Annotated in this window: 18 protein-coding genes and 1 tRNA gene; 16 read left to right on the top strand and 3 right to left on the bottom strand. The window is 56.7% G+C overall.

Going from position 1 to position 22,411, the window contains the following annotated elements:
* Nucleotides 1-16 precede the first annotated feature (16 nt).
* A tRNA-Gly gene (locus DD597_RS13205) sits at nucleotides 17-92 on the top strand.
* Between the two features lie 270 nt (nucleotides 93-362).
* Here DD597_RS13205 and queG read toward each other — a convergent pair.
* Nucleotides 363-1,502, bottom strand: a complete 1,140-nt coding sequence (gene queG, locus DD597_RS13200) for a tRNA epoxyqueuosine(34) reductase QueG (protein ID WP_003855966.1) — start codon at nucleotides 1,500-1,502, stop codon at nucleotides 363-365.
* Between queG and nnr the strand changes: the two genes are divergently transcribed.
* From nnr to rlmB, 14 genes are all read left to right on the top strand, one after another.
* Nucleotides 1,501-3,024, top strand: coding sequence for a bifunctional ADP-dependent NAD(P)H-hydrate dehydratase/NAD(P)H-hydrate epimerase (gene nnr, locus DD597_RS13195; RefSeq protein ID WP_032634386.1), 1,524 nt, complete (start codon nucleotides 1,501-1,503; stop codon nucleotides 3,022-3,024). The genes queG and nnr overlap by 2 nt on opposite strands.
* The gene (gene tsaE / locus DD597_RS13190) at nucleotides 3,017-3,478 is read left to right on the top strand and encodes a tRNA (adenosine(37)-N6)-threonylcarbamoyltransferase complex ATPase subunit type 1 TsaE (protein ID WP_129256273.1); all 462 of its coding nucleotides are present in this window, start codon (nucleotides 3,017-3,019) and stop codon (nucleotides 3,476-3,478) included. The genes nnr and tsaE overlap by 8 nt, the downstream gene beginning before the upstream one ends.
* A 16-nt stretch (nucleotides 3,479-3,494) precedes the next feature.
* Nucleotides 3,495-4,838 (top strand): N-acetylmuramoyl-L-alanine amidase AmiB, encoded by a 1,344-nt coding sequence (gene amiB / locus DD597_RS13185; protein ID WP_023315257.1) that lies wholly within the window; start codon nucleotides 3,495-3,497, stop codon nucleotides 4,836-4,838.
* A 9-nt stretch (nucleotides 4,839-4,847) separates the two neighbouring features.
* Entirely contained in the window at nucleotides 4,848-6,692 is a 1,845-nt protein-coding gene (gene mutL, locus DD597_RS13180) for a DNA mismatch repair endonuclease MutL (RefSeq protein ID WP_048209722.1), read from the top strand.
* Nucleotides 6,685-7,635: a tRNA (adenosine(37)-N6)-dimethylallyltransferase MiaA gene (gene miaA, locus DD597_RS13175; RefSeq protein WP_003855989.1), complete on the top strand. Its 951-nt coding sequence runs from the start codon at nucleotides 6,685-6,687 to the stop codon at nucleotides 7,633-7,635. The genes mutL and miaA overlap by 8 nt, the downstream gene beginning before the upstream one ends.
* An 85-nt stretch (nucleotides 7,636-7,720) precedes the next feature.
* Nucleotides 7,721-8,032, top strand: a complete 312-nt coding sequence (gene hfq / locus DD597_RS13170) for an RNA chaperone Hfq (RefSeq protein WP_003855990.1) — start codon at nucleotides 7,721-7,723, stop codon at nucleotides 8,030-8,032.
* Nucleotides 8,033-8,106: 74 nt separating this feature from the next.
* Nucleotides 8,107-9,387 carry a ribosome rescue GTPase HflX gene (gene hflX, locus DD597_RS13165; protein ID WP_003855991.1) on the top strand — a complete coding sequence of 427 codons (1,281 nt, stop codon included), beginning with the start codon at nucleotides 8,107-8,109 and terminating at the stop codon, nucleotides 9,385-9,387.
* 56 nt (nucleotides 9,388-9,443) lie between these two features.
* On the top strand, nucleotides 9,444-10,703 hold the full coding sequence (hflK, locus tag DD597_RS13160) for an FtsH protease activity modulator HflK (protein WP_003855992.1): 1,260 nt from the start codon (nucleotides 9,444-9,446) through the stop codon (nucleotides 10,701-10,703).
* Nucleotides 10,704-10,705: 2 nt separating this feature from the next.
* Nucleotides 10,706-11,710 (top strand): protease modulator HflC, encoded by a 1,005-nt coding sequence (hflC, locus tag DD597_RS13155; protein ID WP_003855994.1) that lies wholly within the window; start codon nucleotides 10,706-10,708, stop codon nucleotides 11,708-11,710.
* A 71-nt stretch (nucleotides 11,711-11,781) separates the two neighbouring features.
* Nucleotides 11,782-11,979: a DUF2065 domain-containing protein gene (locus tag DD597_RS13150; RefSeq protein ID WP_045408129.1), complete on the top strand. Its 198-nt coding sequence runs from the start codon at nucleotides 11,782-11,784 to the stop codon at nucleotides 11,977-11,979.
* Between the two features lie 104 nt (nucleotides 11,980-12,083).
* Nucleotides 12,084-13,382: an adenylosuccinate synthase gene (locus DD597_RS13145; RefSeq protein WP_032628076.1), complete on the top strand. Its 1,299-nt coding sequence runs from the start codon at nucleotides 12,084-12,086 to the stop codon at nucleotides 13,380-13,382.
* Between the two features lie 192 nt (nucleotides 13,383-13,574).
* The gene (gene nsrR, locus DD597_RS13140) at nucleotides 13,575-14,000 is read left to right on the top strand and encodes a nitric oxide-sensing transcriptional repressor NsrR (RefSeq protein ID WP_003855998.1); all 426 of its coding nucleotides are present in this window, start codon (nucleotides 13,575-13,577) and stop codon (nucleotides 13,998-14,000) included.
* A 38-nt stretch (nucleotides 14,001-14,038) separates the two neighbouring features.
* Nucleotides 14,039-16,480: a ribonuclease R gene (gene rnr / locus DD597_RS13135; protein ID WP_023315260.1), complete on the top strand. Its 2,442-nt coding sequence runs from the start codon at nucleotides 14,039-14,041 to the stop codon at nucleotides 16,478-16,480.
* 63 nt (nucleotides 16,481-16,543) lie between these two features.
* Nucleotides 16,544-17,275 carry a 23S rRNA (guanosine(2251)-2'-O)-methyltransferase RlmB gene (gene rlmB, locus DD597_RS13130; protein WP_003856001.1) on the top strand — a complete coding sequence of 244 codons (732 nt, stop codon included), beginning with the start codon at nucleotides 16,544-16,546 and terminating at the stop codon, nucleotides 17,273-17,275.
* 91 nt (nucleotides 17,276-17,366) lie between these two features.
* Here the strand turns inward: rlmB and DD597_RS13125 are convergent, their stop codons facing one another.
* Nucleotides 17,367-18,641 (bottom strand): MFS transporter, encoded by a 1,275-nt coding sequence (locus tag DD597_RS13125; RefSeq protein WP_023315262.1) that lies wholly within the window; start codon nucleotides 18,639-18,641, stop codon nucleotides 17,367-17,369.
* Between the two features lie 195 nt (nucleotides 18,642-18,836).
* Between DD597_RS13125 and DD597_RS13120 the strand changes: the two genes are divergently transcribed.
* Nucleotides 18,837-20,459 carry an isovaleryl-CoA dehydrogenase gene (locus tag DD597_RS13120; protein ID WP_023324044.1) on the top strand — a complete coding sequence of 541 codons (1,623 nt, stop codon included), beginning with the start codon at nucleotides 18,837-18,839 and terminating at the stop codon, nucleotides 20,457-20,459.
* On the opposite strand, the gene DD597_RS13115 is transcribed toward DD597_RS13120, so the two are convergent.
* Entirely contained in the window at nucleotides 20,456-22,387 is a 1,932-nt protein-coding gene (locus DD597_RS13115) for a methyl-accepting chemotaxis protein (protein ID WP_129256272.1), read from the bottom strand. The two genes, DD597_RS13120 and DD597_RS13115, sit on opposite strands and share 4 nt — an antisense overlap.
* Nucleotides 22,388-22,411 lie beyond the last annotated feature (24 nt).

Below are 22,411 nucleotides of genomic sequence, written 5' to 3'. Positions count from 1 at the left end.
GCACCAGAACACCCAAGCGGGAATAGCTCAGTTGGTAGAGCACGACCTTGCCAAGGTCGGGGTCGCGAGTTCGAGTCTCGTTTCCCGCTCCAAATTCTTCTTCATCTCCAGATTATCCACAGCGAAATGCTTCGTTGGGGACGTTTTCTATTATATCTGAAATACTCTTGTGAACAGAGTTATCCACAGAAATCGTGATAAAACCAGTCTCTACGAAATGTTAGCAGGGTGAATAATATCTTCGTAATTCCCTGTAATTTATGAAGAAAATTTGATTTCAAAATGTTATTGAGATCACTTGACCTGTTTGCCAGAGCTGATGGCGCCTGAATTCTTATTTTTATTCACAGCCTGTGAATATATCACACATCCCGCGGCAGCCCTTTTTCAATCACCCTGACCAGGCGCTGTTTCTTCGGTAACTGCACTTCAACCACGCCGGCATTTCGCTTCTCAATTTGCTGCGCAATCGCCCATTCTATGTGCTCATCAAGAAGTGGGTGCTCACCTCTACGGCTTTCGAGCGCCTGAAGATTTGCCTCATCCCACGGGGCATTCCCCAGCGCAACGGCCACATTACGCAGCCAGCGCAGGTGGCCGATACGACGTATGGCGGAACCCTCCGTCACCTTCAGGAACCAGGCTTCGCTCCAGGCGAACAGTTCGATCAACTGCGGGGCATGTAACGCCTTGCGCGGACTGAAGTCTTCTTCGTCCGTCAACTGTGAATAACGGTTCCACGGACAAATCAGCTGACAGTCATCACAGCCGTAGATGCGGTTGCCAATAAGCGGACGAAACTCCTCTGGAATAGCGCCTTCCAGCTCGATAGTGAGATAAGAGATACAGCGGCGCGCATCAACGGTATACGGTTCGACAATCGCGCCCGTCGGGCAGATGGTCATACAGGCCACACAGCGACCACAACCTTCTTCCACCGGACTGTCTACCGGCAGAGGTAAATCAATCAGTAGTTCACCCAGGAAAAAGAATGAGCCCGCGTCGCGGCTTAAGATAAGTGAGTGCTTACCTGTCCAGCCGAGCCCGGCTTTTTCGGCGATCGGGCGCTCAAGAATAGGCGCAGAATCGACAAAGGGTCTAAAATTCAGCGAAACACAGTGCTGCTGAATGGTTTCCCCGAGCTTTTTTAGACGGTTGCGTAGAAGTTTATGGTAATCACGCCCCAGCGCGTATCGGCTGACGTAACCCAGCGAAGGATTTTTTAGCGTGCGCGCAAAGGCCGCGTTAGCAGGCAGATAGTTCATGCGTACGCTAATAACGCGCAGCGTACCCGGCAACAGCTCGTGGGGGCGGGCACGCATCATACCGTGACGCGCCATCCACTCCATCTCGCCGTGGTATTGTTTATCCAGCCATGCCTGGAGCTTAGGCTCACTGGCAGAGAGGTCGGTGTCAGTAATACCGACCTTCTGGAAGCCCAGTTCAGCACCCCACTGTTTTATTTTTTGCGCTAATTCATTGAGATCGAGGGGCTGTGACATGACGGACCATACTGTGAAGAAAAACCTCGCAAGTATACCACATTCCATCTGGCATGCGGATGACCTCCGTCGGGCCGAGAAAGAGGCCGCAGATAGCCTCGGCATTACCCTTTACGAACTGATGCAGCGCGCGGGCGAGGCGGCGTTTAACGTGGCGCGCACGGCTTATCCGGATGCCTCGCACTATCTGATCCTGTGCGGGCACGGCAATAACGGTGGCGATGGCTATGTGGTGGCTCGTCTTGCGGTGGCGGCGGGGCTGCGCGTCACCCTGATGGCGCTGGAGAGCGACAAGCCGCTACCGGAAGAGGCTGGCATGGCGAGAGAGGCCTGGCTGAATGCGGGGGGCATTATTCATGCGCCTGATATTATCTGGCCCGAGGATGTCGACGTGATTGTTGATGGTCTGCTGGGGACGGGACTGATGCGCGCGCCTCGCGATGACGTCGCCGCGCTGATTACGCGCGCTAATGCGCACCCCGCCCCGGTGGTAGCGCTGGATATTCCCTCCGGCCTGATGGCGCAAACCGGCGCGACGCCGGGCGTGTCGATTGAGGCGGCGCACACCGTGACCTTTATCGCCCTGAAGCCGGGGCTGCTTACCGGGAAAGCGCGGGATGTCGTGGGCACGTTACACCACAACGCCCTGGGGCTGGAAAACTGGCTGATCGGACAGGATACCCACATCACCCGCTTTGATGCCTCCCAGCTTGCACAGTGGCTACCGCCGCGTCGTCCCACCTCCCATAAGGGTGACCATGGCCGACTGCTGATTATTGGTGGCGATCATGGCACGGCAGGTGCGATTCGAATGACCGGAGAGGCCGCGTTGCGCAGCGGCGGCGGATTAATACGCGTGCTGACCCGCAGCGAAAACATTCCGCCCATTATTACCGCGCGGCCGGAGCTGATGGTCCACGAGCTTACCCCGCAGGCGATTGAAAAGGGTCTTGAGTGGGCGGACGTGGTGGTCATTGGTCCGGGCCTGGGTCAGCAGGAGTGGGGTAAACAGGCCCTGCAAAAGGCCGAGAATTTTCGTAAACCGATGCTCTGGGATGCCGACGCGCTTAACCTTCTGGCAATAAACCCGGATAAGCGTCACAATCGCATTCTGACGCCGCACCCCGGCGAAGCCGCACGGCTGCTTAACTGTAGCGTGGCAGAAATTGAAAGCGATCGCTTACTTTCAGCCCAACGTCTGGTAAAACGTTACGGAGGTGTTGCCGTTTTGAAAGGGGCGGGAACCGTTATCGCCAGCGATGATGCGATGGGCATCGTTGATGCCGGTAATGCAGGCATGGCGAGCGGCGGCATGGGCGATGTACTCTCTGGCATCATTGGCGCATTGCTCGGACAGAAACTTCCCCTTTATGATGCAGCCTGTGCGGGCTGCGTGGCCCACGGTACGGCGGCTGACAGGCTGGCTGCTCGTTACGGAACGCGCGGTATGCTGGCCACCGATCTTTTTTGCACGCTGCGGCGTGTTGTTAACCCGGATGTGATTGACGTAGAAAATGACTAATCGAGCGATTCCTTTACCTGATGAACAAGCCACTTTAGATCTCGGCAAGCGCGTGGCGCAGGCCTGTCAGGGGGCGACCGTCATTTATCTGTATGGTGATTTAGGCGCGGGTAAAACAACCTTCAGCCGTGGCTTTTTGCAGGCGTTAGGCCATAACGGGAACGTAAAAAGCCCGACCTACACGCTGGTGGAACCGTACACGCTTGAAAATATCATGGTGTACCACTTTGATTTATATCGTCTTGCGGACCCGGAGGAGCTGGAATTTATGGGGATCCGCGATTACTTTGCCAACGACGCCATCTGCCTGGTGGAGTGGCCGCAACAAGGTACGGGTGTGCTGCCTGACCCGGATGTCGAAATTCACTTAGATTACCAGGCACAAGGGCGTGAGGCACGCATCAGTGCGGTTTCCTCATCAGGCTGTTCCTTACTGGCGCGTTTAGCCGGTTGAGCGTAGGGATAACGGGATGATTAATCGCGTTAAAGGTTGGGTGCTGGCTGCCACGGTCCTGCTGTGCGCGCAGGTCGGGGCGGCCAGCCTCTCGGATATTCAGGTGTCGAATGGCGATAGCCAGGCCCGCATTACGTTCAGCTTTATGGGCGATCCTGAATATGCTTTCTCACAAATCGACAGCCGCAGCGTGGCGCTCGATATTAAACAGACCGGGGTGATCCAGGGGCTGCCGCTCCAGTTCAGCGGCAACAATCTGGTGAAAAGCATCCGTTCGGGAACGCCGAAGGATACGCAGTCTCTGCGTCTGGTGGTCGATCTCACCGAAAAGGGCAAAACGAAGGCGGTTAAGCAGCAAAACGGCGCCAATTATACGGTGGTCTTTACCATTAATGCTGATGTTCCGCCGCCGCCGCCACCGCCTGCACCTGTTGTAGCAAAACGCGTGGAAGCGCCGGTTTATACCCCAAGGCCGTCTGAGCCAGCCCGTAATCCGTTTAAATCACAAAATGACCGACTTACCGCCGTGACCAGCAGCAACACGGTGACGCGTCCGGCGGTCAGCGCGCGGCGAACACCGGTCAGTGGCGACAAAGTGATTATCGCCATCGACGCCGGACACGGCGGGCAAGATCCTGGCGCGATTGGCCCGGGCGGCACGCGGGAGAAAAACGTCACTATCGCCATTGCCCGTAAGCTGCGTGCGCTTCTGAATGACGATCCGATGTTTAAAGGGGTCATGACCCGCGACGGAGATTACTTTATTTCAGTGATGGGACGCTCGGATGTGGCGCGTAAGCAAAACGCCAACTTCCTGGTGTCGATTCACGCGGATGCTGCGCCGAACCGTAACGCCACCGGCGCGTCGGTATGGGTGCTGTCGAACCGTCGAGCCAACAGTGAAATGGCGAACTGGCTTGAAGAGCACGAGAAGCAATCTGAACTGTTAGGTGGGGCAGGCGATGTGCTGGCAAACAGCCAGGCCGATCCGTATCTCAGCCAGGCGGTACTGGATTTACAGTTCGGTCATTCTCAGCGCGTCGGGTATGATGTCGCCACTAACGTACTGAGCCAGCTGCAAAGCATTGGATCGCTGCATAAGCGTCGCCCGGAGCATGCAAGCCTTGGTGTCCTGCGTTCGCCGGATATCCCGTCGATTCTGGTAGAGACGGGCTTTATCAGTAACCATGGTGAAGAGCGTTTACTGGGAAGCGACAGCTATCAGCAGCAAATTGCCGAAGCGATTTATAACGGTCTGCGTAAATACTTTGACGCGCATCCGCTTCAGTCTGCGCCGCAGGGCGGGGCAGCCCAGACGGCAAGCGCCGCGCTGCCGGGTGAAATGACCGCGACTAATTAAGGAGAGTTCATGCCGATTCAGGTTCTACCGCCGCAGCTCGCGAACCAAATCGCCGCCGGTGAGGTGGTGGAACGCCCTGCGTCGGTGGTGAAGGAACTGGTGGAAAACAGCCTCGATGCAGGGGCGACCCGCATTGATATCGATATCGAACGCGGGGGCGCAAAGCTTATTCGCATTCGTGATAACGGCTGTGGCATCAAAAAGGACGAACTGGCGCTGGCGCTGGCGCGTCATGCCACCAGTAAAATTGCCTCACTTGACGATCTGGAAGCGATTATAAGCCTGGGTTTTCGCGGCGAAGCGCTGGCCAGTATCAGCTCCGTTTCCCGCTTAACGTTGACCTCCCGCACGGCCGACCAGCAGGAAGCCTGGCAGGCCTACGCCGAAGGGCGCGATATGGACGTCACGGTTAAACCTGCGGCGCACCCGGTAGGCACCACGCTTGAAGTGCTGGATCTCTTCTATAACACGCCCGCCCGGCGCAAGTTTATGCGAACCGAGAAGACCGAATTCGGACATATCGACGAGATCATCCGCCGCATCGCGCTGGCGCGCTTTGATGTCACCCTCAACCTCAGCCATAACGGTAAGGTGATGCGCCAGTATCGCGCGGTGGCGGAGGGTGGACAAAAGGAGCGTCGGTTGGGCGCCATCTGCGGCACACCGTTTCTGGAAAAGGCGCTGGCCATTGAGTGGCAGCATGGCGATCTGGCCCTGCGTGGCTGGGTTGCCGATCCGAACGCCAGCAGCGCCGCGTTCGCAGAAATTCAGTATTGCTACGTCAACGGCCGCATGATGCGCGACCGCCTGATTAACCACGCTATTCGACAGGCCTGCGAAGATAAGCTCGGCGCCGATCAACAGCCCGCCTTTGTGCTTTATCTGGAGATCGACCCGCACCAGGTTGACGTTAACGTGCACCCCGCCAAGCACGAGGTGCGTTTCCACCAGTCGCGCCTGGTGCATGATTTCATCTACCAGGGCGTTGCCGCTGTATTGCAGCAGCAGGCAGAGCCAGAGTTGCCGCTGGCAAAAGAAGCGCCCGCGCCGCGCCCACTGCCGGAAAACCGCGTGGCGGCCGGGCGTAACCATTTTGCCGAACCGGCGGTCGCGCGCGAGCCGGCTGCTCCACGTTTATCCCCGGCGGGCAACGCGCCGCGACCAACCGGTGCCAACTATCCCAACGCTCAGCCGGGCTACCACAAACAGCAGGGGGCGCTGTACCGCAAACTGCTGGATACGCCGGCGGTAGAGCATAAAGAGCACATCACGGTTTCAACCCCCTCTCTGGATGGGCATAGCCAGAGTTTTGGTCGGGTATTGACCATTATTGCTCCCGACATGGCGTTGCTTGAACGCGAAGGTAAACTGCTGCTGCTGGCGCTTTCCGTGGCGGAGCGCTGGCTCAAACAGGCGCAGTTAACCCCGGGGGTGAATGCCGCCTGCGCGCAGCCGCTGTTGATCCCCGTTCGCCTGAAAATATCCCCTGAAGAAACAGGGGTTTTGCGGCGCGTGCAGACGCAACTGGCCGAAATGGGGATTGAAATCGTACTGGACGCGCAGCATGTGACAATTCGCGCAGTGCCTTTACCCTTACGCCAACAAAATTTACAAAACTTGATTCCTGAACTGATAGGCTACCTGGCGCAGCAAACGACGTTTGATGCCGCCGATACCGCGCAGTGGATCGCCCGCCATCTGGCCAGCGAGCATGCACCGTGGAGTATGGCGCAGGCGATTACCGTTCTGGCGGAGGTGGAGCGCCTCTGTCCACAGCTGGTGAAAGCGCCTCCAGGTGGTTTGTTACAACCTGTTGATTTACAAACGGCGATGACCGCCCTGAAACATGACTGATGTAAGTAAGGCGAGCCTGCCAAAGGCGATTTTTCTAATGGGGCCAACGGCCTCCGGCAAAACGGCGTTAGCCATTGAGTTACGTAAAGTTTTGCCAGTAGAGTTGATTAGCGTTGATTCAGCCCTCATCTACCGAGGGATGGACATCGGCACGGCGAAGCCCAACGCAGACGAACTGCGTGCGGCACCGCACCGTTTACTGGATATTCTCGACCCGGCACAGGCTTACTCCGCGGCAGATTTTCGCCGCGACGCCTTAGCCGAGATGGCCGAGATTACCGCCGCGGGACGCATACCGCTGTTAGTTGGCGGCACGATGCTCTACTTTAAGGCGCTGCTGGAGGGGTTATCGCCTCTGCCATCGGCCGATCCGGAAGTGAGAGCGAAGATTGAGCGGCAGGCGGCAGAGCAGGGGTGGGACGTTTTGCACAGGCAACTGGAAGAGATTGACCCGGTTGCCGCAGCGCGGATCCACCCAAACGATCCGCAAAGGCTTTCCCGGGCACTGGAAGTTTTTTTCATTTCGGGTAAAACTTTAACGGAACTGACGCAAACGTCAGGAGACGCTCTGCCGTATCAGGTGCATCAGTTCGCCATCGCCCCGGCGAGCCGTGAACTGCTCCATCAACGAATTGAGCAGCGTTTTCATCAGATGTTGGCTTCAGATTTTGAAGCAGAAGTGCGGGCGCTTTTTGCCCGTGGAGATTTGCATACGGACATGCCTTCCATTCGTTGTGTGGGGTACCGCCAGATGTGGTCGTATCTTGAAGGCGAGATTTCATACGATGAAATGGTTTATCGAGGTGTTTGCGCCACGAGACAGTTAGCGAAGCGCCAGATCACCTGGTTACGCGGTTGGAAGGGGGTTCACTGGTTAGACAGTGAAAAACCACAACAGGCGTTAAACGAAGTGATTGAGGTTATTGGTGATATCGCTGACTGAATGTGTACAATTAAGCCGTATCGTGCGCAATTTTTCAGAATCGCAAGGTTCTAAGTACAAAACAAGCATATAAGGAAAAGATAGAATGGCTAAGGGGCAATCTTTACAAGATCCGTTCCTGAACGCATTGCGTCGGGAGCGTGTTCCAGTTTCTATTTATTTGGTGAATGGTATTAAGCTGCAAGGTCAGATTGAGTCTTTCGATCAGTTCGTGATCCTGTTGAAAAACACGGTCAGCCAGATGGTCTATAAGCACGCGATTTCTACTGTTGTTCCGTCCCGTCCGGTATCTCATCACAGCAATAACGCTGGCGGCGGCACTGGCAGTAACTACCATCACGGCAGCAACGCGCAGGGTTCTTCAACACCAGCGCAGGACAGCGAAGAAACCGAATAAGGTTTTGGGCTGTTATCCACACGGGGAGCCAGGGATCCTGCGTTCCCCGCTGATCTTTTTAGAGAGGTTTACGCTTGTTTGACCGTTATGACGCCGGTGAGCAGGCGGTGCTGGTACACATCTATTTTTCGCAAGACAAAGATATGGAAGACCTCCAGGAGTTTGAATCTCTGGTCTCTTCCGCCGGTGTCGAAGCAATGCAGGTGATTACCGGTAGCCGTAAAGCGCCGCACCCGAAGTATTTTGTAGGTGAAGGTAAAGCAGTAGAAATTGCGGATGCCGTAAAAGCAACCGGCGCATCTGTTGTGCTGTTTGATCATGCGCTGTCTCCGGCTCAGGAACGTAACCTGGAAGCTCTCTGCGAATGCCGTGTTATCGATCGCACGGGGTTGATCTTAGATATTTTTGCTCAGCGTGCGCGTACCCACGAGGGTAAGTTGCAGGTTGAGCTGGCGCAGTTGCGCCATCTGGCGACGCGTCTGGTGCGTGGCTGGACACACCTTGAAAGACAAAAAGGCGGGATTGGTTTGCGCGGCCCGGGTGAAACCCAGCTCGAAACCGACCGCCGTTTGCTGCGTGGGCGTATAACCCAGATCCTTTCACGTCTGGAACGTGTAGAGAAACAGCGCGAACAGGGGCGTCGGGCGCGAACGAAAGCTGACATCCCAACGGTGTCGCTGGTGGGCTATACCAACGCCGGTAAATCCACCCTGTTTAACCAGATAACCGAGGCCCAGGTATATGCCGCAGACCAGCTATTTGCGACCCTGGACCCAACCCTGCGCCGTATTGACGTCGCAGACGTGGGTGAAACTGTGCTGGCGGATACCGTAGGGTTTATTCGCCATCTGCCGCACGATCTGGTCGCGGCGTTTAAAGCGACCTTGCAGGAGACGCGTCAGGCGACCCTGCTACTGCATGTGATTGATGCGGCTGACGTACGCGTGCAGGAGAACATCGACGCGGTGAACGTGGTGCTCGAAGAGATCGACGCCCACGAAATTCCCACCCTGTTGGTGATGAACAAGATCGATATGCTGGACGATTTTGAACCGCGTATTGACCGAGACGAAGAGAACAAACCGATTCGGGTCTGGCTGTCTGCTCAGGCCGGGATTGGTGTGCCACTGCTTTTCCAGGCTTTGACAGAACGTCTTTCCGGTGAGGTAGCTCAGCACACGCTGCGACTGCCGCCACAGGAAGGCAGGCTGCGCAGCCGGTTTTATCAGCTTCAGGCGATAGAAAAAGAGTGGATGGAGGATGACGGCAGCGTGGGGATGCAGGTGCGTATGCCGATCGTTGACTGGCGTCGCCTCTGTAAACAAGAACCTGCGCTGGCGGACTATATCGTCTGATCAGAAAGGGGAAGCCTGAAAAATTCGCCCTTGCATAACAAATATGGAGCATATACATGGCGTGGAATCAGCCCGGTAATAACGGACAAGACCGCGACCCGTGGGGAAGCAGCAATAATCAAGGCGGCAACTCTGGGGGAAATGGCAACAAAGGTGGTCGCGAGCAGGGGCCGCCGGATCTGGATGATATCTTCCGCAAACTGAGCAAAAAGCTTGGTGGCCTTGGCGGAGGAAAAGGTTCTGGCTCGGGTGGCAATTCCACTCAGAGTCCGCGCCCGCCAATGGGTGGCCGCGTGGTGGGCATTGTCGCCGCTGCGGTAGTAATCATCTGGGCAGCCAGCGGGTTCTACACCATTAAAGAAGCAGAACGCGGCGTGGTCACCCGTTTCGGTAAGTTCAGCCATCTGGTTGAACCGGGCCTGAACTGGAAGCCGACCTTCATTGATGACGTGACCGCGGTTAACGTGGAGTCCGTCCGTGAACTGGCCGCCTCTGGCGTGATGTTGACCTCTGACGAGAACGTGGTGCGCGTTGAGATGAACGTACAGTACCGCGTGACCGATCCGGAACGTTATCTGTTTAGCGTGACCAGCGCCGATGACAGCCTGCGTCAGGCGACCGACAGCGCCCTGCGTGGCGTGATCGGTAAATACACCATGGACCGTATCCTGACCGAAGGTCGTACCGTTATTCGTAGCGATACCCAGCGTGAGCTGGAAGAGACCATCCGTCCGTACAACATGGGTATCACCCTGCTGGACGTCAACTTCCAGGCTGCACGTCCGCCGGAAGAGGTGAAAGCCGCCTTTGACGATGCGATTGCCGCGCGTGAAAACGAACAGCAGTACATCCGTGAAGCGGAAGCGTACACCAACGAAGTTCAGCCGCGTGCAAACGGTCAGGCACAGCGTATTCTGGAAGAAGCGCGTGCGTATAAGACCCAGACCATCCTGGAAGCACAGGGTGAAGTGGCTCGCTTCGCGAAGATCCTGCCGGAATATAAAGCCGCGCCGGAAATTACCCGTGAGCGTCTCTATATCGAGACCATGGAAAAAGTGCTGAGCCATACGCGTAAAGTGCTGGTTAACGACAACAAAGGCGGAAACCTGATGGTCCTGCCGCTGGATCAGATGCTGAAAGGCGGTTCTGCACCGGCAGCAAAAGACAACAGCGGTGCGAACAACCTGCTGCGTCTGCCACCGGCCTCGTCTGGCAGCGCCAGTGCGAACACAACGCCTTCTTCGAACGATGGTGACATTATGGACCAACGCCGTGCCAACGCGCAGCGTAACGACTACCAGCGTCAGGGGGAATAAGGATGCGTAAGTCAGTTATTGCGATCATCATCATTGTACTGGTCGTGCTCTACACCTCCATCTTTGTGGTGAAAGAGGGCGAGCGTGGGATCAAGTTCCAGTTCAGCAGCGTCGTGCGTGACGGCGACAAGCGTCCGGTGATTTATGAGCCGGGTCTGCACTTTAAGATCCCGTTCATTCAGTCAGTGAAAACGCTCGATGCGCGTATCCAGACCATGGATAACCAGGCCGATCGTTTCGTGACCAAAGAGAAGAAAGACCTGATCGTTGATTCCTATATCAAATGGCGCATCAGCGATTTCAGCCGCTACTTCCTGGCAACCGGGGGTGGCGACGTTTCTCAGGCAGAAGTGCTGCTGAAACGTAAGTTCTCTGACCGTCTGCGTTCTGAAATTGGTCGTCTGGATGTGAAAGACATTGTGACCGACTCCCGTGGTCGTCTGACGCTGGAAGTGCGTGATGCGCTGAACTCCGGCTCTGCGGGCACCGAGGATGAAGTTGAAACCCCGGCGGCAGACGATGCGATTGCCAAAGCGGCTGAACGTGTTCAGGCTGAAACCAACGGTAAAGTGCCGGTGATCAACCCGAACAGTATGGCGGCGCTGGGCATCGAAGTGGTTGATGTGCGCATCAAGCAGATCAACCTGCCAGCGGAAGTGTCCGAGGCGATCTACAACCGTATGCGCGCCGAGCGTGAAGCGGTAGCCCGTCGTCACCGTTCACAGGGTCAGGAAGAAGCGGAAAAACTGCGCGCGGCAGCGGACTATGAAGTCACCAAGACGCTGGCGGAATCTGAGCGCCAGGGTCGTATCCTGCGCGGTGAAGGTGATGCCGAAGCCGCGAAACTGTTTGCTGATGCATTCAGCCAGGATCCGGACTTCTATGCCTTCATTCGTAGCCTGCGCGCTTACGAGAATAGCTTCAAGAGCAACCAGGATGTGATGGTGCTCAGCCCGGACAGCGATTTCTTCCGTTATATGAAGACGCCGACCAACGCAACGCGATAAACTCAGGCTCGTTTGAGTATTCAAACCACCGCTCTTCACGGAGCGGTGGTTTTCTTTTATAAGGAACAAAAATGAATTCAACGATCTGGCTCGCGCTGGCCCTGGTTTTGGTGCTGGAAGGCCTCGGCCCGATGCTTTATCCGCGCGCATGGCGCCGGATGATCGTCACCATGAGCCAACTGCCGGATAATATTTTGCGTCGTTTTGGCGGTGGTCTTGTGGTTGCTGGTATCGTTATCTACTACATGTTGAGGAAAACGATTGGCTGATCAAAAACTAACCGCAATTGGCATATTTTAGGGTCAAAAAGTGCTGTATATCTGAAAAAGCGATGGTAGAATCCATTTTTAAGCAAACGGTGATTTTGAAAAAAATGGGTAACAACGTCGTCGTACTGGGCACCCAATGGGGTGACGAAGGTAAAGGGAAGATTGTTGATCTTCTGACTGAACGGGCTAAATATGTTGTACGCTACCAGGGCGGTCACAACGCAGGCCATACTCTCGTAATCAACGGTGAAAAAACCGTCCTCCATCTTATTCCATCAGGCATTCTTCGCGAAAACGTCACCAGCATCATCGGTAACGGCGTTGTGCTGTCTCCTGCTGCGCTGATGAAAGAGATGAAAGGTCTGGAAGACCGTGGTATCCCTGTTCGTGAGCGTCTGCTGCTCTCCGAAGCCTGCCCACTGATCCTGGACTATCACGTGGCGCTGGACGTGGCGCGTGAAAAAGCGCGTGGCGCGAAAGCGATCGGCACTACCGGTCGTGGCATCGGCCCGGCATACGAAGATAAAGTGGCTCGTCGCGGTCTGCGCGTCGGTGACCTCTTCGACAAAGCGACCTTCGCTGAAAAACTGAAAGAAGTGATGGAATATCACAACTTCCAGCTGGTGAACTTCTACAAAGCTGACGCTGTTGACTACCAGAAAGTGCTGGATGACGTCATGGCGATTGCAGACATTCTGACCGGTATGGTTGTTGATGTGTCCGATCTGCTGGACCAGGCGCGCAAGCGTGGCGATTTCGTCATGTTCGAAGGTGCGCAGGGTACCCTGCTGGACATCGACCACGGTACCTATCCGTACGTTACGTCCTCTAACACCACCGCGGGTGGCGTGGCGACCGGCTCTGGTCTGGGTCCACGTTATGTGGATTACGTTCTGGGCATCATCAAAGCGTACTCCACACGCGTGGGTGCGGGTCCATTCCCGACCGAACTGTTTGATGAAACCGGCGAGTTCCTCTGCAAGCAGGGTAACGAGTTTGGCGCGACCACCGGTCGTCGTCGTCGTACCGGCTGGCTGGACGCCGTTGCCGTACGTCGCGCAGTGCAGATCAACTCCCTGTCTGGCTTCTGCCTGACCAAGCTGGACGTACTGGACGGCCTGAAAGAAGTGAAAATCTGCGTTGGCTACCGCATGCCAGATGGCCGCGAAGTGACCACCACTCCGCTGGCTGCTGACGACTGGGAAGGCATTGAGCCAATCTACGAAACCATGCCGGGCTGGTCTGAGACCACCTTCGGTGTGAAAGAGCGTAGTGGCCTGCCAAAAGCCGCGCTGGACTACATCAAGCGCATTGAAGAACTGACCGAAGTGCCGATCGATATTATTTCTACCGGCCCGGATCGTACTGAAACGATGATCCTGCGCGACCCGTTCGACGCATAATCTTCGTGACTGCTGGCCTGCGGGGAAACCCGTAGGCCGGATAAGCGCAGCGCCATCCGGCGACCGCTCCTGGATCTCCGCTTTTTCGCCCCGTCTGTCAAATAAATTAGCCGCTAACTATCTGGCTGGTTTATCATCATTAATGAATATCTCTGCGGTTTAACCGCGTTTTCCCTTTTTCCTGAGGTTGATGTGCAGTTAACAAGTTTCACCGATTACGGCTTACGCGCGCTGATTTACATGGCGTCGTTACCCGATGGGAAGATGACCAGCATCTCTGAAGTCACAGAGGTGTACGGTGTGTCCCGTAATCATATGGTCAAAATAATCAATCAACTTAGTCGTGCCGGATACGTTGCTGCCGTCCGCGGGAAGAATGGAGGGATCCGTCTCGGTAAACCGGCACAGAGTATCCGTATTGGCGATGTGGTACGTGAACTGGAGCCGCTCTCTCTGGTGAACTGTAGCAGCGCGTTCTGCCACATTACGCCCGCTTGCCGCCTGAAACAGGCGCTTTCAAAGGCCGTGCAAAGTTTTCTCAAGGAACTGGATAACTACACGCTGGCCGATTTGGTTGAAGAGAATCAACCGCTTTATAAATTATTGCTGGTGGAATGAAGAAAATTTCCACCGGAGCTGACAACGGAGGAACCGACATGTCACAAGATCCTTTCCAGGAACGCGAAGCCGAAAAATACGCGAATCCTATCCCCAGCCGCGAGTTCATCATTGAACACTTAACAAAACGCGAAAAACCCGCCAATCGTGAAGAACTTGCCGTTGAATTAAACATTGAAGGTGAAGAGCAAATTGAAGCCCTTCGCCGCCGCCTGCGCGCCATGGAGCGTGACGGGCAGCTGGTCTTTACTCGTCGCCAGTGCTACGCGCTGCCAGAACGCCTCGACCTGCTGAAAGGCACCGTTATTGGTCACCGCGATGGCTTCGGCTTCCTGCGCGTGGAAGGCCGTAAAGACGATCTGTACCTCTCATCCGAACAGATGAAGATGTGTATTCACGGCGACCAGATCCTGGCGCAGCCGCTGGGTGCAGACCGTAAAGGCCGCCGCGAAGCGCGCGTGGTCCGCGTGCTGGTGCCGAAAACCAGCCAGATCGTTGGCCGTTACTTTACCGATGCGGGCGTAGGTTTTGTGGTGCCGGACGACAGCCGTCTGAGCTTCGACATTCTCATCCCGCCTGAAGAGGTGATGGGCGCACGCATGGGCTTTGTGGTGGTGGTTGAACTCACCCAGCGCCCGACCCGCCGTACCAAAGCGGTGGGTAAAATCGTTGAAGTGCTGGGCGATAACATGGGCACCGGCATGGCCGTCGATATGGCGCTGCGCACCCATGAAATTCCGTACGTCTGGCCGAAAGCGGTTGAAGACCAGATCGAAAATCTGCGTGAAGAAGTGCCGGAAGAGTCCAAAGCAGGCCGCGTGGATCTGCGCGATCTGCCGCTGGTCACCATTGATGGTGAAGACGCCCGTGACTTCGATGATGCCGTATATTGTGAGAAAAAACGTGGTGGCGGCTGGCGTCTGTGGGTGGCTATCGCGGATGTGAGCTACTACGTGCGTCCACACACGCCGCTGGATAACGAAGCGCGCAGCCGCGGTACGTCGGTCTACTTCCCGTCTCAGGTTGTACCGATGCTGCCAGAAGTGCTCTCCAACGGTCTGTGTTCCCTCAACCCGCAGGTGGACCGCCTGTGTATGGTCTGCGAAATGACCATCTCCAGCAAGGGACGTCTGACGGGCTATAAGTTCTACGAAGCAGTGATGAGTTCCCATGCGCGCCTGACCTATACCAAGGTCTGGCATATGTTGCAGGGCGATCAGGATCTGCGCGAACAGTACGCGCCGCTGGTCAAACACATCGAAGAGCTGCACAACCTCTACAAAACGCTGGATCAGGCGCGCGAAGAGCGCGGCGGGATCTCCTTTGAGAGCGAAGAAGCGAAGTTTATCTTCAACGCCGAGCGCCGCATTGAGCGTATCGAACAGACCCAGCGTAACGATGCGCACAAGCTGATTGAAGAGTGTATGATCCTGGCAAACATCTCGGCGGCACGTTTCGTTGAGAAAGCCAAAGAGCCTGCGCTGTTCCGTATTCATGACAAGCCAACCACGGAAGCCGTAACCTCGTTCCGCTCCGTGCTGGCTGAACTCGGCCTGGAGCTGCCTGGCGGTAATAAGCCTGAGCCACGCGATTACGCCGAGCTGCTGGAATCCATCAGCGATCGTCCTGACGCGGAAATGCTGCAAACCATGCTGCTGCGCTCCATGAAGCAGGCGATTTACGATCCGGAAAACCGGGGCCACTTTGGTCTGGCCTTACAGTCGTACGCGCACTTTACCTCGCCGATCCGCCGTTATCCGGATCTGTCCCTGCACCGTGCGATCAAGTATCTGCTGGCGCACGAGCAGGGTCATAAAGGCAATACGACCGAAACCGGAGGGTATCACTACTCCATGGAAGAGATGCTGCAACTGGGCCAGCACTGTTCCATGACCGAGCGTCGTGCGGATGAAGCAACGCGCGACGTGGCGGACTGGCTGAAGTGTGACTTTATGCTGGATCAGGTGGGTAATATCTTTAAAGGCGTGATTGCCAGCGTCACCGGCTTTGGCTTCTTCGTGCGTCTGGATGAGCTGTTTATCGACGGTCTGGTGCACGTTTCCAGCCTCGATAACGATTACTACCGCTTCGACCAGGTCGGACAACGTCTGATCGGCGAATCCGGCGGCCAGACCTACCGTCTGGGAGATCGGGTGGAAGTGAAGGTTGAAGCCGTGAATATGGACGACCGTAAAATCGACTTCAGCCTCATCTCCAGCGAGCGTGCTCCGCGTAACGTCGGGAAAACCGAGCGTGAGAAAGCGAAAAAAGGTGGCAACGGTAAAGCGGGCGGCAAGCGACGTCAGGCAGGTAAAAGAGTAAACTTTGAGCCAGACAGCGCTTTCCGTGGCGAGAAGAAACAGAAGCCCAAGGCGGCAAAAAAAGACGCTCGTAAAGCGAAAAAACCGTCGACCAAGACCCAAAAAATAGCGGCCGCGACCAAAGCGAAGCGCGCGGCGAAGAAACAGCAGGCGGAGTAATTTCCCCTCACCCTGACCCTCTCCCCAACGGGAGAGGGAAAATATTTATTACGAGAACCATCAATGAGTGAAATGATTTACGGCATCCACGCGGTGCAGGCCCTGCTGGAGCGCGCGCCGGAGCGTTTTCAGGAAGTTTTTATTCTGAAAGGGCGAGAAGATAAACGTCTGATGCCGCTGATCCACGCGCTGGAAGCGCAGGGCGTAGTGATCCAACTGGCGAACCGCCAGTATCTGGATGAGAAAAGCGAAGGAGCTGTACACCAGGGCATTATCGCGCGCGTGAAGCCAGGCCGTCAGTATCAGGAGAACGATCTGCCGGATCTGATCGCTGAGCTGGATAACCCGTTCTTCCTGATCCTTGATGGCGTAACCGACCCGCATAACCTGGGCGCGTGCCTGCGTAGCGCCGATGCAGCAGGCGTGCATGCGGTGATTGTGCCAAGAGATCGTTCCGCGCAGCTTAACGCTACCGCTAAAAAAGTTGCCTGCGGCGCGGCGGAAAACGTTCCGCTGATCCGCGTGACTAACCTGGCGCGCACCATGCGTCTGTTGCAGGAAGAGAATATCTGGATCGTCGGCACAGCCGGTGAAGCGGATCACACCCTGTATCAGAGCAAAATGACCGGCCGCATGGCGCTGGTGATGGGGGCAGAAGGTGAAGGCATGCGTCGTCTGACGCGCGAGCACTGCGACGAGCTGATCAGCATCCCGATGGCAGGCAGCGTGTCGTCCCTGAACGTTTCTGTTGCGACGGGTATCTGCCTGTTCGAAGCGGTGCGTCAGCGCGGGTAGCCTGTTGTGCCGGGTGGCGGCTTCGCCTCACCCGGCCTACAAAAGCATGGTAACGTAGGCCCGCTAAGCGCAGCGCCACCGGGCAACAATCTTACTCCTCTAACGACCGTAAATGGTCATCCTTCCTCAGCGTCATCAGCGCGAAAATACTCACCACCGCCGTTGCCATCACGTAGTACGCCGGAATATCCAGATTGCCCGTCTCTTTAATCAGCCCGGTAATGATCAGCCCCGCGCAGCCCGAGAAGATCGCATTCGACAGAGAATAGGCCAGCCCCAGCCCGGTATAACGCACGCGCGTCGGGAACATCTCAGACAGCATTGCCGGCCCCGGCCCTGCCAGCATCCCAACCAGACCTCCCGCAATCAGCACCACAATCGCTTTGACCGCCAGCGTACTGGTTTCCGCCTGCAAAATTTTCAGCAGCGGCAGGGCGAGGATCAGCAGGAGCACGGTGGAGATAATCATCACCGTCCGCCGCCCGATTCTGTCGCTCAGCATGCCCGACGGAATGATCGTGAGCGCAAACCCAATGTTAGAAATCACCGCAATCAGCAGCGCCTGGTTAAAACCGGTGTGCAGCGCAGATTGCAGATAGGTCGGCATAATCACCAGATAGGTATATCCCGCCGCAGACCAGACCATCACGCGGCCAATGCCCATCAGGATGGTTTTGAACGTGGCGGCGGTGGTGGCCTGAGTAACAACCGGTTTTTCCCGTTGCTGCACAAAGCTCGGCGTCTCTTCCATGCTCACCCGCAGCCATAGCGCGACCGCACCCATCGGCAACGCCAGGAAGAACGGAATGCGCCAGCCCCAGTCGTGCAAGGCTTCAGGGGAGAGCAGGGCAGAGAGCAACGCGACAATGCCTGCGCCCGCTAACAGCCCGAGCGCCACGGTGAAGGACTGCCATGCCCCGTAAAGACCGCGCTTGCCGCGCGGGGCGAACTCCGTCATCAATGAGACCGCACCGCCATACTCACCGCCCGCGAACAGTCCTTGCAGAATACGCAGGAGTGTAACGATCAGCGGCGCGGCAATCCCGATACTGGCGTAGACCGGCACAATACCGATGGCAGCGGTGGCGAGCGTCATCAATACCAGCACGATAATCAGCGTCGGTTTGCGGCCAATCCTGTCGCCAATGCGGCCAAAGACCACCGCACCCAGCGGACGGAAGAAGAAAGCGATGGCGAACGAGGCCCAGGTAAGGATCAGGCTGGTGAGCTCCGCTTCCCCCTCAAGCTGGAAGAAGTTTCTGGCAATCACCGTTGCCAGAAAACCGTAGACCGCAAATTCATACCACTCGATGAAATTACCGATGGAGCCTGCAATTAATGCACGCTTGTGCGCATCCTGTTGCATAACGATCCTCACAAAAACGGGGTAAGAATAAATTATTCAGCATTAGTGAAGTAATGAAATAGTTTATTCTTATGTTCTGTGAGCTATTTCACGAATGATATCAACACGATCGTCATCGTGTGACCCCCCTCCCATGCAGCGTGCATGCCCTCTGTCCATACTTACCTTTATTGCCAATGAAAGGAGGGAGACAGCATGCACTGGCAGACACATACCGTTTTTAATCAACCTGCACCGCTATCGAACAGCAACCTTTTTCTCTCTGATTGCGCCCTGCGCGATGCGGTAGCGCGCGAAGGGGCTGAGTGGGATGTGGATCTTCTTGCCAGCATCGGACAGCAGTTGGGTACGGCGGAGTCGCTGGAGCTGGGCAGGCTGGCGAACGTTAATCCGCCGGAGCTGCTGCGTTATGACGCCACGGGAGAGCGGCTGGACGACGTCCGCTTTCATCCAGCATGGCATCTTCTGATGCAGGGGCTTTGCGCCAACCGGGTGCACAACCTGGCGTGGGAGGAGGAGGCGCGGAAAGGATCGTTCGTCGCCCGGGCCGCGCGTTTTGTGCTGCATGCTCAGGTGGAGGCGGGAACGCTATGCCCGGTGACCATGACCTTTGCGGCCACGCCGCTGTTGCTACAGTCGCTGCCCAAACCGTTTCACGACTGGTTAACGCCGCTGATGAGCGATCGCTACGATCCCCATCTCGCACCGGGGGCGCAAAAGCGCGGCCTGCTGATCGGCATGGGGATGACGGAAAAGCAGGGCGGTTCGGACGTACTCAGTAATACCACCAAAGCAGAGAAATGCAGTGATGGCAGTTACCGGCTGGTGGGGCACAAATGGTTTTTCTCCGTGCCGCAGAGCGATGCGCATCTGGTGCTCGCGCAGGCGAAGGGCGGGTTGTCCTGCTTTTTTGTCCCGCGTTTCTTACCCGACGGGCAACGCAATGCCGTGCGCCTTGAGCGTCTAAAGGACAAGCTCGGTAACCGTTCAAATGCCAGCAGTGAGGCTGAGTTCCTTGATGCTTACGGCTGGCTGCTGGGCGAAGAGGGTGAAGGTGTCCGGCAAATTCTGAAGATGGGCGGGCTGACGCGCTTTGACTGCGCGCTTGGTAGCCACGGACTGATGCGCCGTGCGCTCTCGGTGGCGCTTTATCATGCCCATCAGCGGCAGACCTTCGGCAAAAATCTTATCGACCAGCCGTTAATGCGCGACGTGCTAAGCCGTATGGCGCTGGTGCTGGAGGGACACACGGCACTGCTGTTCCGACTCGCCCGGGCGTGGGATAACCGCACCGACCCGCAGGAAGCCGCATGGGCGCGGCTATTCACTCCGGCGGCAAAATACAGCGTCTGCAAAGCGGGCATACCGTTTGTGGCAGAGGCAATGGAGGTGCTGGGCGGCGCAGGCTATTGCGAAGAGAGTGAGCTTCCGCGGTTGTACCGTGAAATGCCCGTCAACAGCATCTGGGAAGGCTCTGGCAATATTATGTGCCTGGATGTACTGCGCGTACTGGCGAAGCAGTCGGGCATTCTCGACCTGCTCGCCGATGATTTCGCGCAGGTAAAAGGCCAGGACAGGCACTTCGATCGCAGCTGGCGGCAGCTACAGCAGAAGCTGCGTAAACCGCAGGAAGCGCAGGGCAGGGAGATCGCGCGGCAGCTCTTTTTACTCGGGGCCGGAAGCCAGATGCTGCGGCACGCAACGCCGCCCGTGGCGCAGGCGTGGTGCCGCATGATGCTGGATACCCGGGGCGGCACGCTGATGAGCGAACAGGTGCAAAACGACCTGCTGCTGCGCGCCACGGGCCGGGTCGGTTAAGCTTTAAGCTGGAACAGGCTCACCAGCCGGGTGAGATGTGAACCCTTCTCGCGCAGCGTCTGCGCCGTCTGCTCGCTGCGTGAGATACGATCGGCATTGATGTGCGATGCCTCACCGATGTGCGTCATCGCCAGATTCACCTGACCAATCCCCGCAGACTGCTCGCGGGAGGCGTGGTTGATCTCGGTAACAAGCTGGCTGATGTTATCGATATGAACAATGATGGCATCCATCGCCAGACGCGTCTGCTCAGAAAGCGCATGGCCTTCGCTCACCTTGTTCAGCGTGTCGCCAATCAGCTGCTCAATCTCTTTTACCGCGTTGGCGCTGCGTGCGGCCAGGGCGCGCACCTCTTGCGCCACCACTGCGAAACCTTTCCCGTGCTCGCCCGCCCGCGCCGCTTCAACCGCCGCATTGAGCGCCAGGATATTGGTCTGGAAAGCGATGGACTCAATCACGCGGGTGATGTCTTCAATGCGTTTCGATGCATCACGAATATCATCCATGGTGGAAACTGCGTGGGTCACCGTCTCTCCACCCTGATGCACCGCGCGCGAGGTTTCCCCCACCAGCTGCTGAGTTTGCTCCATGTTGGCGGCATTTTGCTGCACGGTGGCGGCTAATTGCTCCATGCTGGCGGAGGTCTCCTCAACGCTGCTGGCCTGTTTGTTGATTTGTTCAGAGATCTCGCCGGTATCTGAAGCCAGCGCGTTAGTCCCCAGATGGATTTCGCTTGCGGCCTCGCGGACCTGCAACACAATTTTTTGCAGGCCGCCCCCGATCCCGTTGATGGCATCAATCAGCTGGCCGACTTCATCCTGGCGGGTTACCGGCAGGCTGGCGCGAAGATCGCCTGCGGCATACTGCCGGGCAAGCGCGATCACTGCGCGCAGTGGGCGGGTTAGCATCCGGCGAATGAGGATAACGAACAGGCCCGCGAAGAGCGCGGATAGCACCACGCCCGCCATCAGGAAGCGATCGCGCAGCGTGGTGACGCTTGAAAGCAGTACGGCTTTATCCACTTCACCCACGATGGTCCAGTTCCAGCCCGGCAGCGGCGTGTAGGCGACTTTGAGCGTACGGCCATCCGCGCTCACGCGTTCCAGCGTGCCGGCTTTATCACTCAGAAGCTGCTGCTGTGTCGCCGTGCCCCAGTTGGGCAGTTTGCCCTCTTCGCTGGCATGGAACAGATACTGTCCGCGCGTTTTACCGCTGCTGCGATCCAGTACAAAGAAGTGACCGCTCTTGCCCAGACGACGGTTAAGGATTTTCTCGCGCATGACGTTCCAGGAATGGGTGATGTCGACGCCAACAAAGATAATCCCGATAACCTGGCCTTCCGCATTTTTAACAGGCTGGTACTGCGTGATATAGCGCTTGCCGAACAGCAGCGCGAGGCCGCGATAGACCTCCCCTTTGGTGACAGCCGCAAATGCCGGGCTGGTGCTATCAAGAACGGTTCCGATGGCGCGGTCGCCATTCTCTTTGCGCAGCGACGTGGCCACGCGGATAAAATCGTTACCGCTGCGGACAAACAGCGTCGAGATGGCCCCCGTTCGGCTCAGGAAGTCATCAGAAAGCGTATTGTTTTCATGCAACTCCGTTTCACCGCCCTTCAGCAGAGGAACGGTAAGGCCGTTAATGGTGCGGCTCTGGCTGCTGTCGCTGTTCAATGGCTGTGGCAAAAAGGTGGTGAACAGGCGGGTATAGCTCTCGACCTCTTCGCTCAGGCTGGTGTTGAACATCTCTACCATATCCACCATGCCGGTAGACTGGTTATGCAGGTCTTCAACCGCAAGATCTTCAAGCTGCTGGCTGGCGTTGTGGCTCAACAGAAAAGTGAACAGCAAAAAAAGCGTGGCGACACTGGCACCTGTTAGCAGCGATAGCTTCGTGCCCAGACCTGCCCGGCGGAAAAAGGTGATCATAAATTGCTCATTATTGAAAAGTGA

Origin of the sequence: Enterobacter cloacae complex sp. 677-3DZ2D5B, assembly GCF_004136695.1 — a bacterium.
Lineage (GTDB): Bacteria > Pseudomonadota > Gammaproteobacteria > Enterobacterales > Enterobacteriaceae > Enterobacter > Enterobacter hormaechei_C.
The sequence above is the reverse complement of the archived record's forward strand: the minus strand, read 5'-3'. Positions and strand labels throughout refer to the sequence as shown.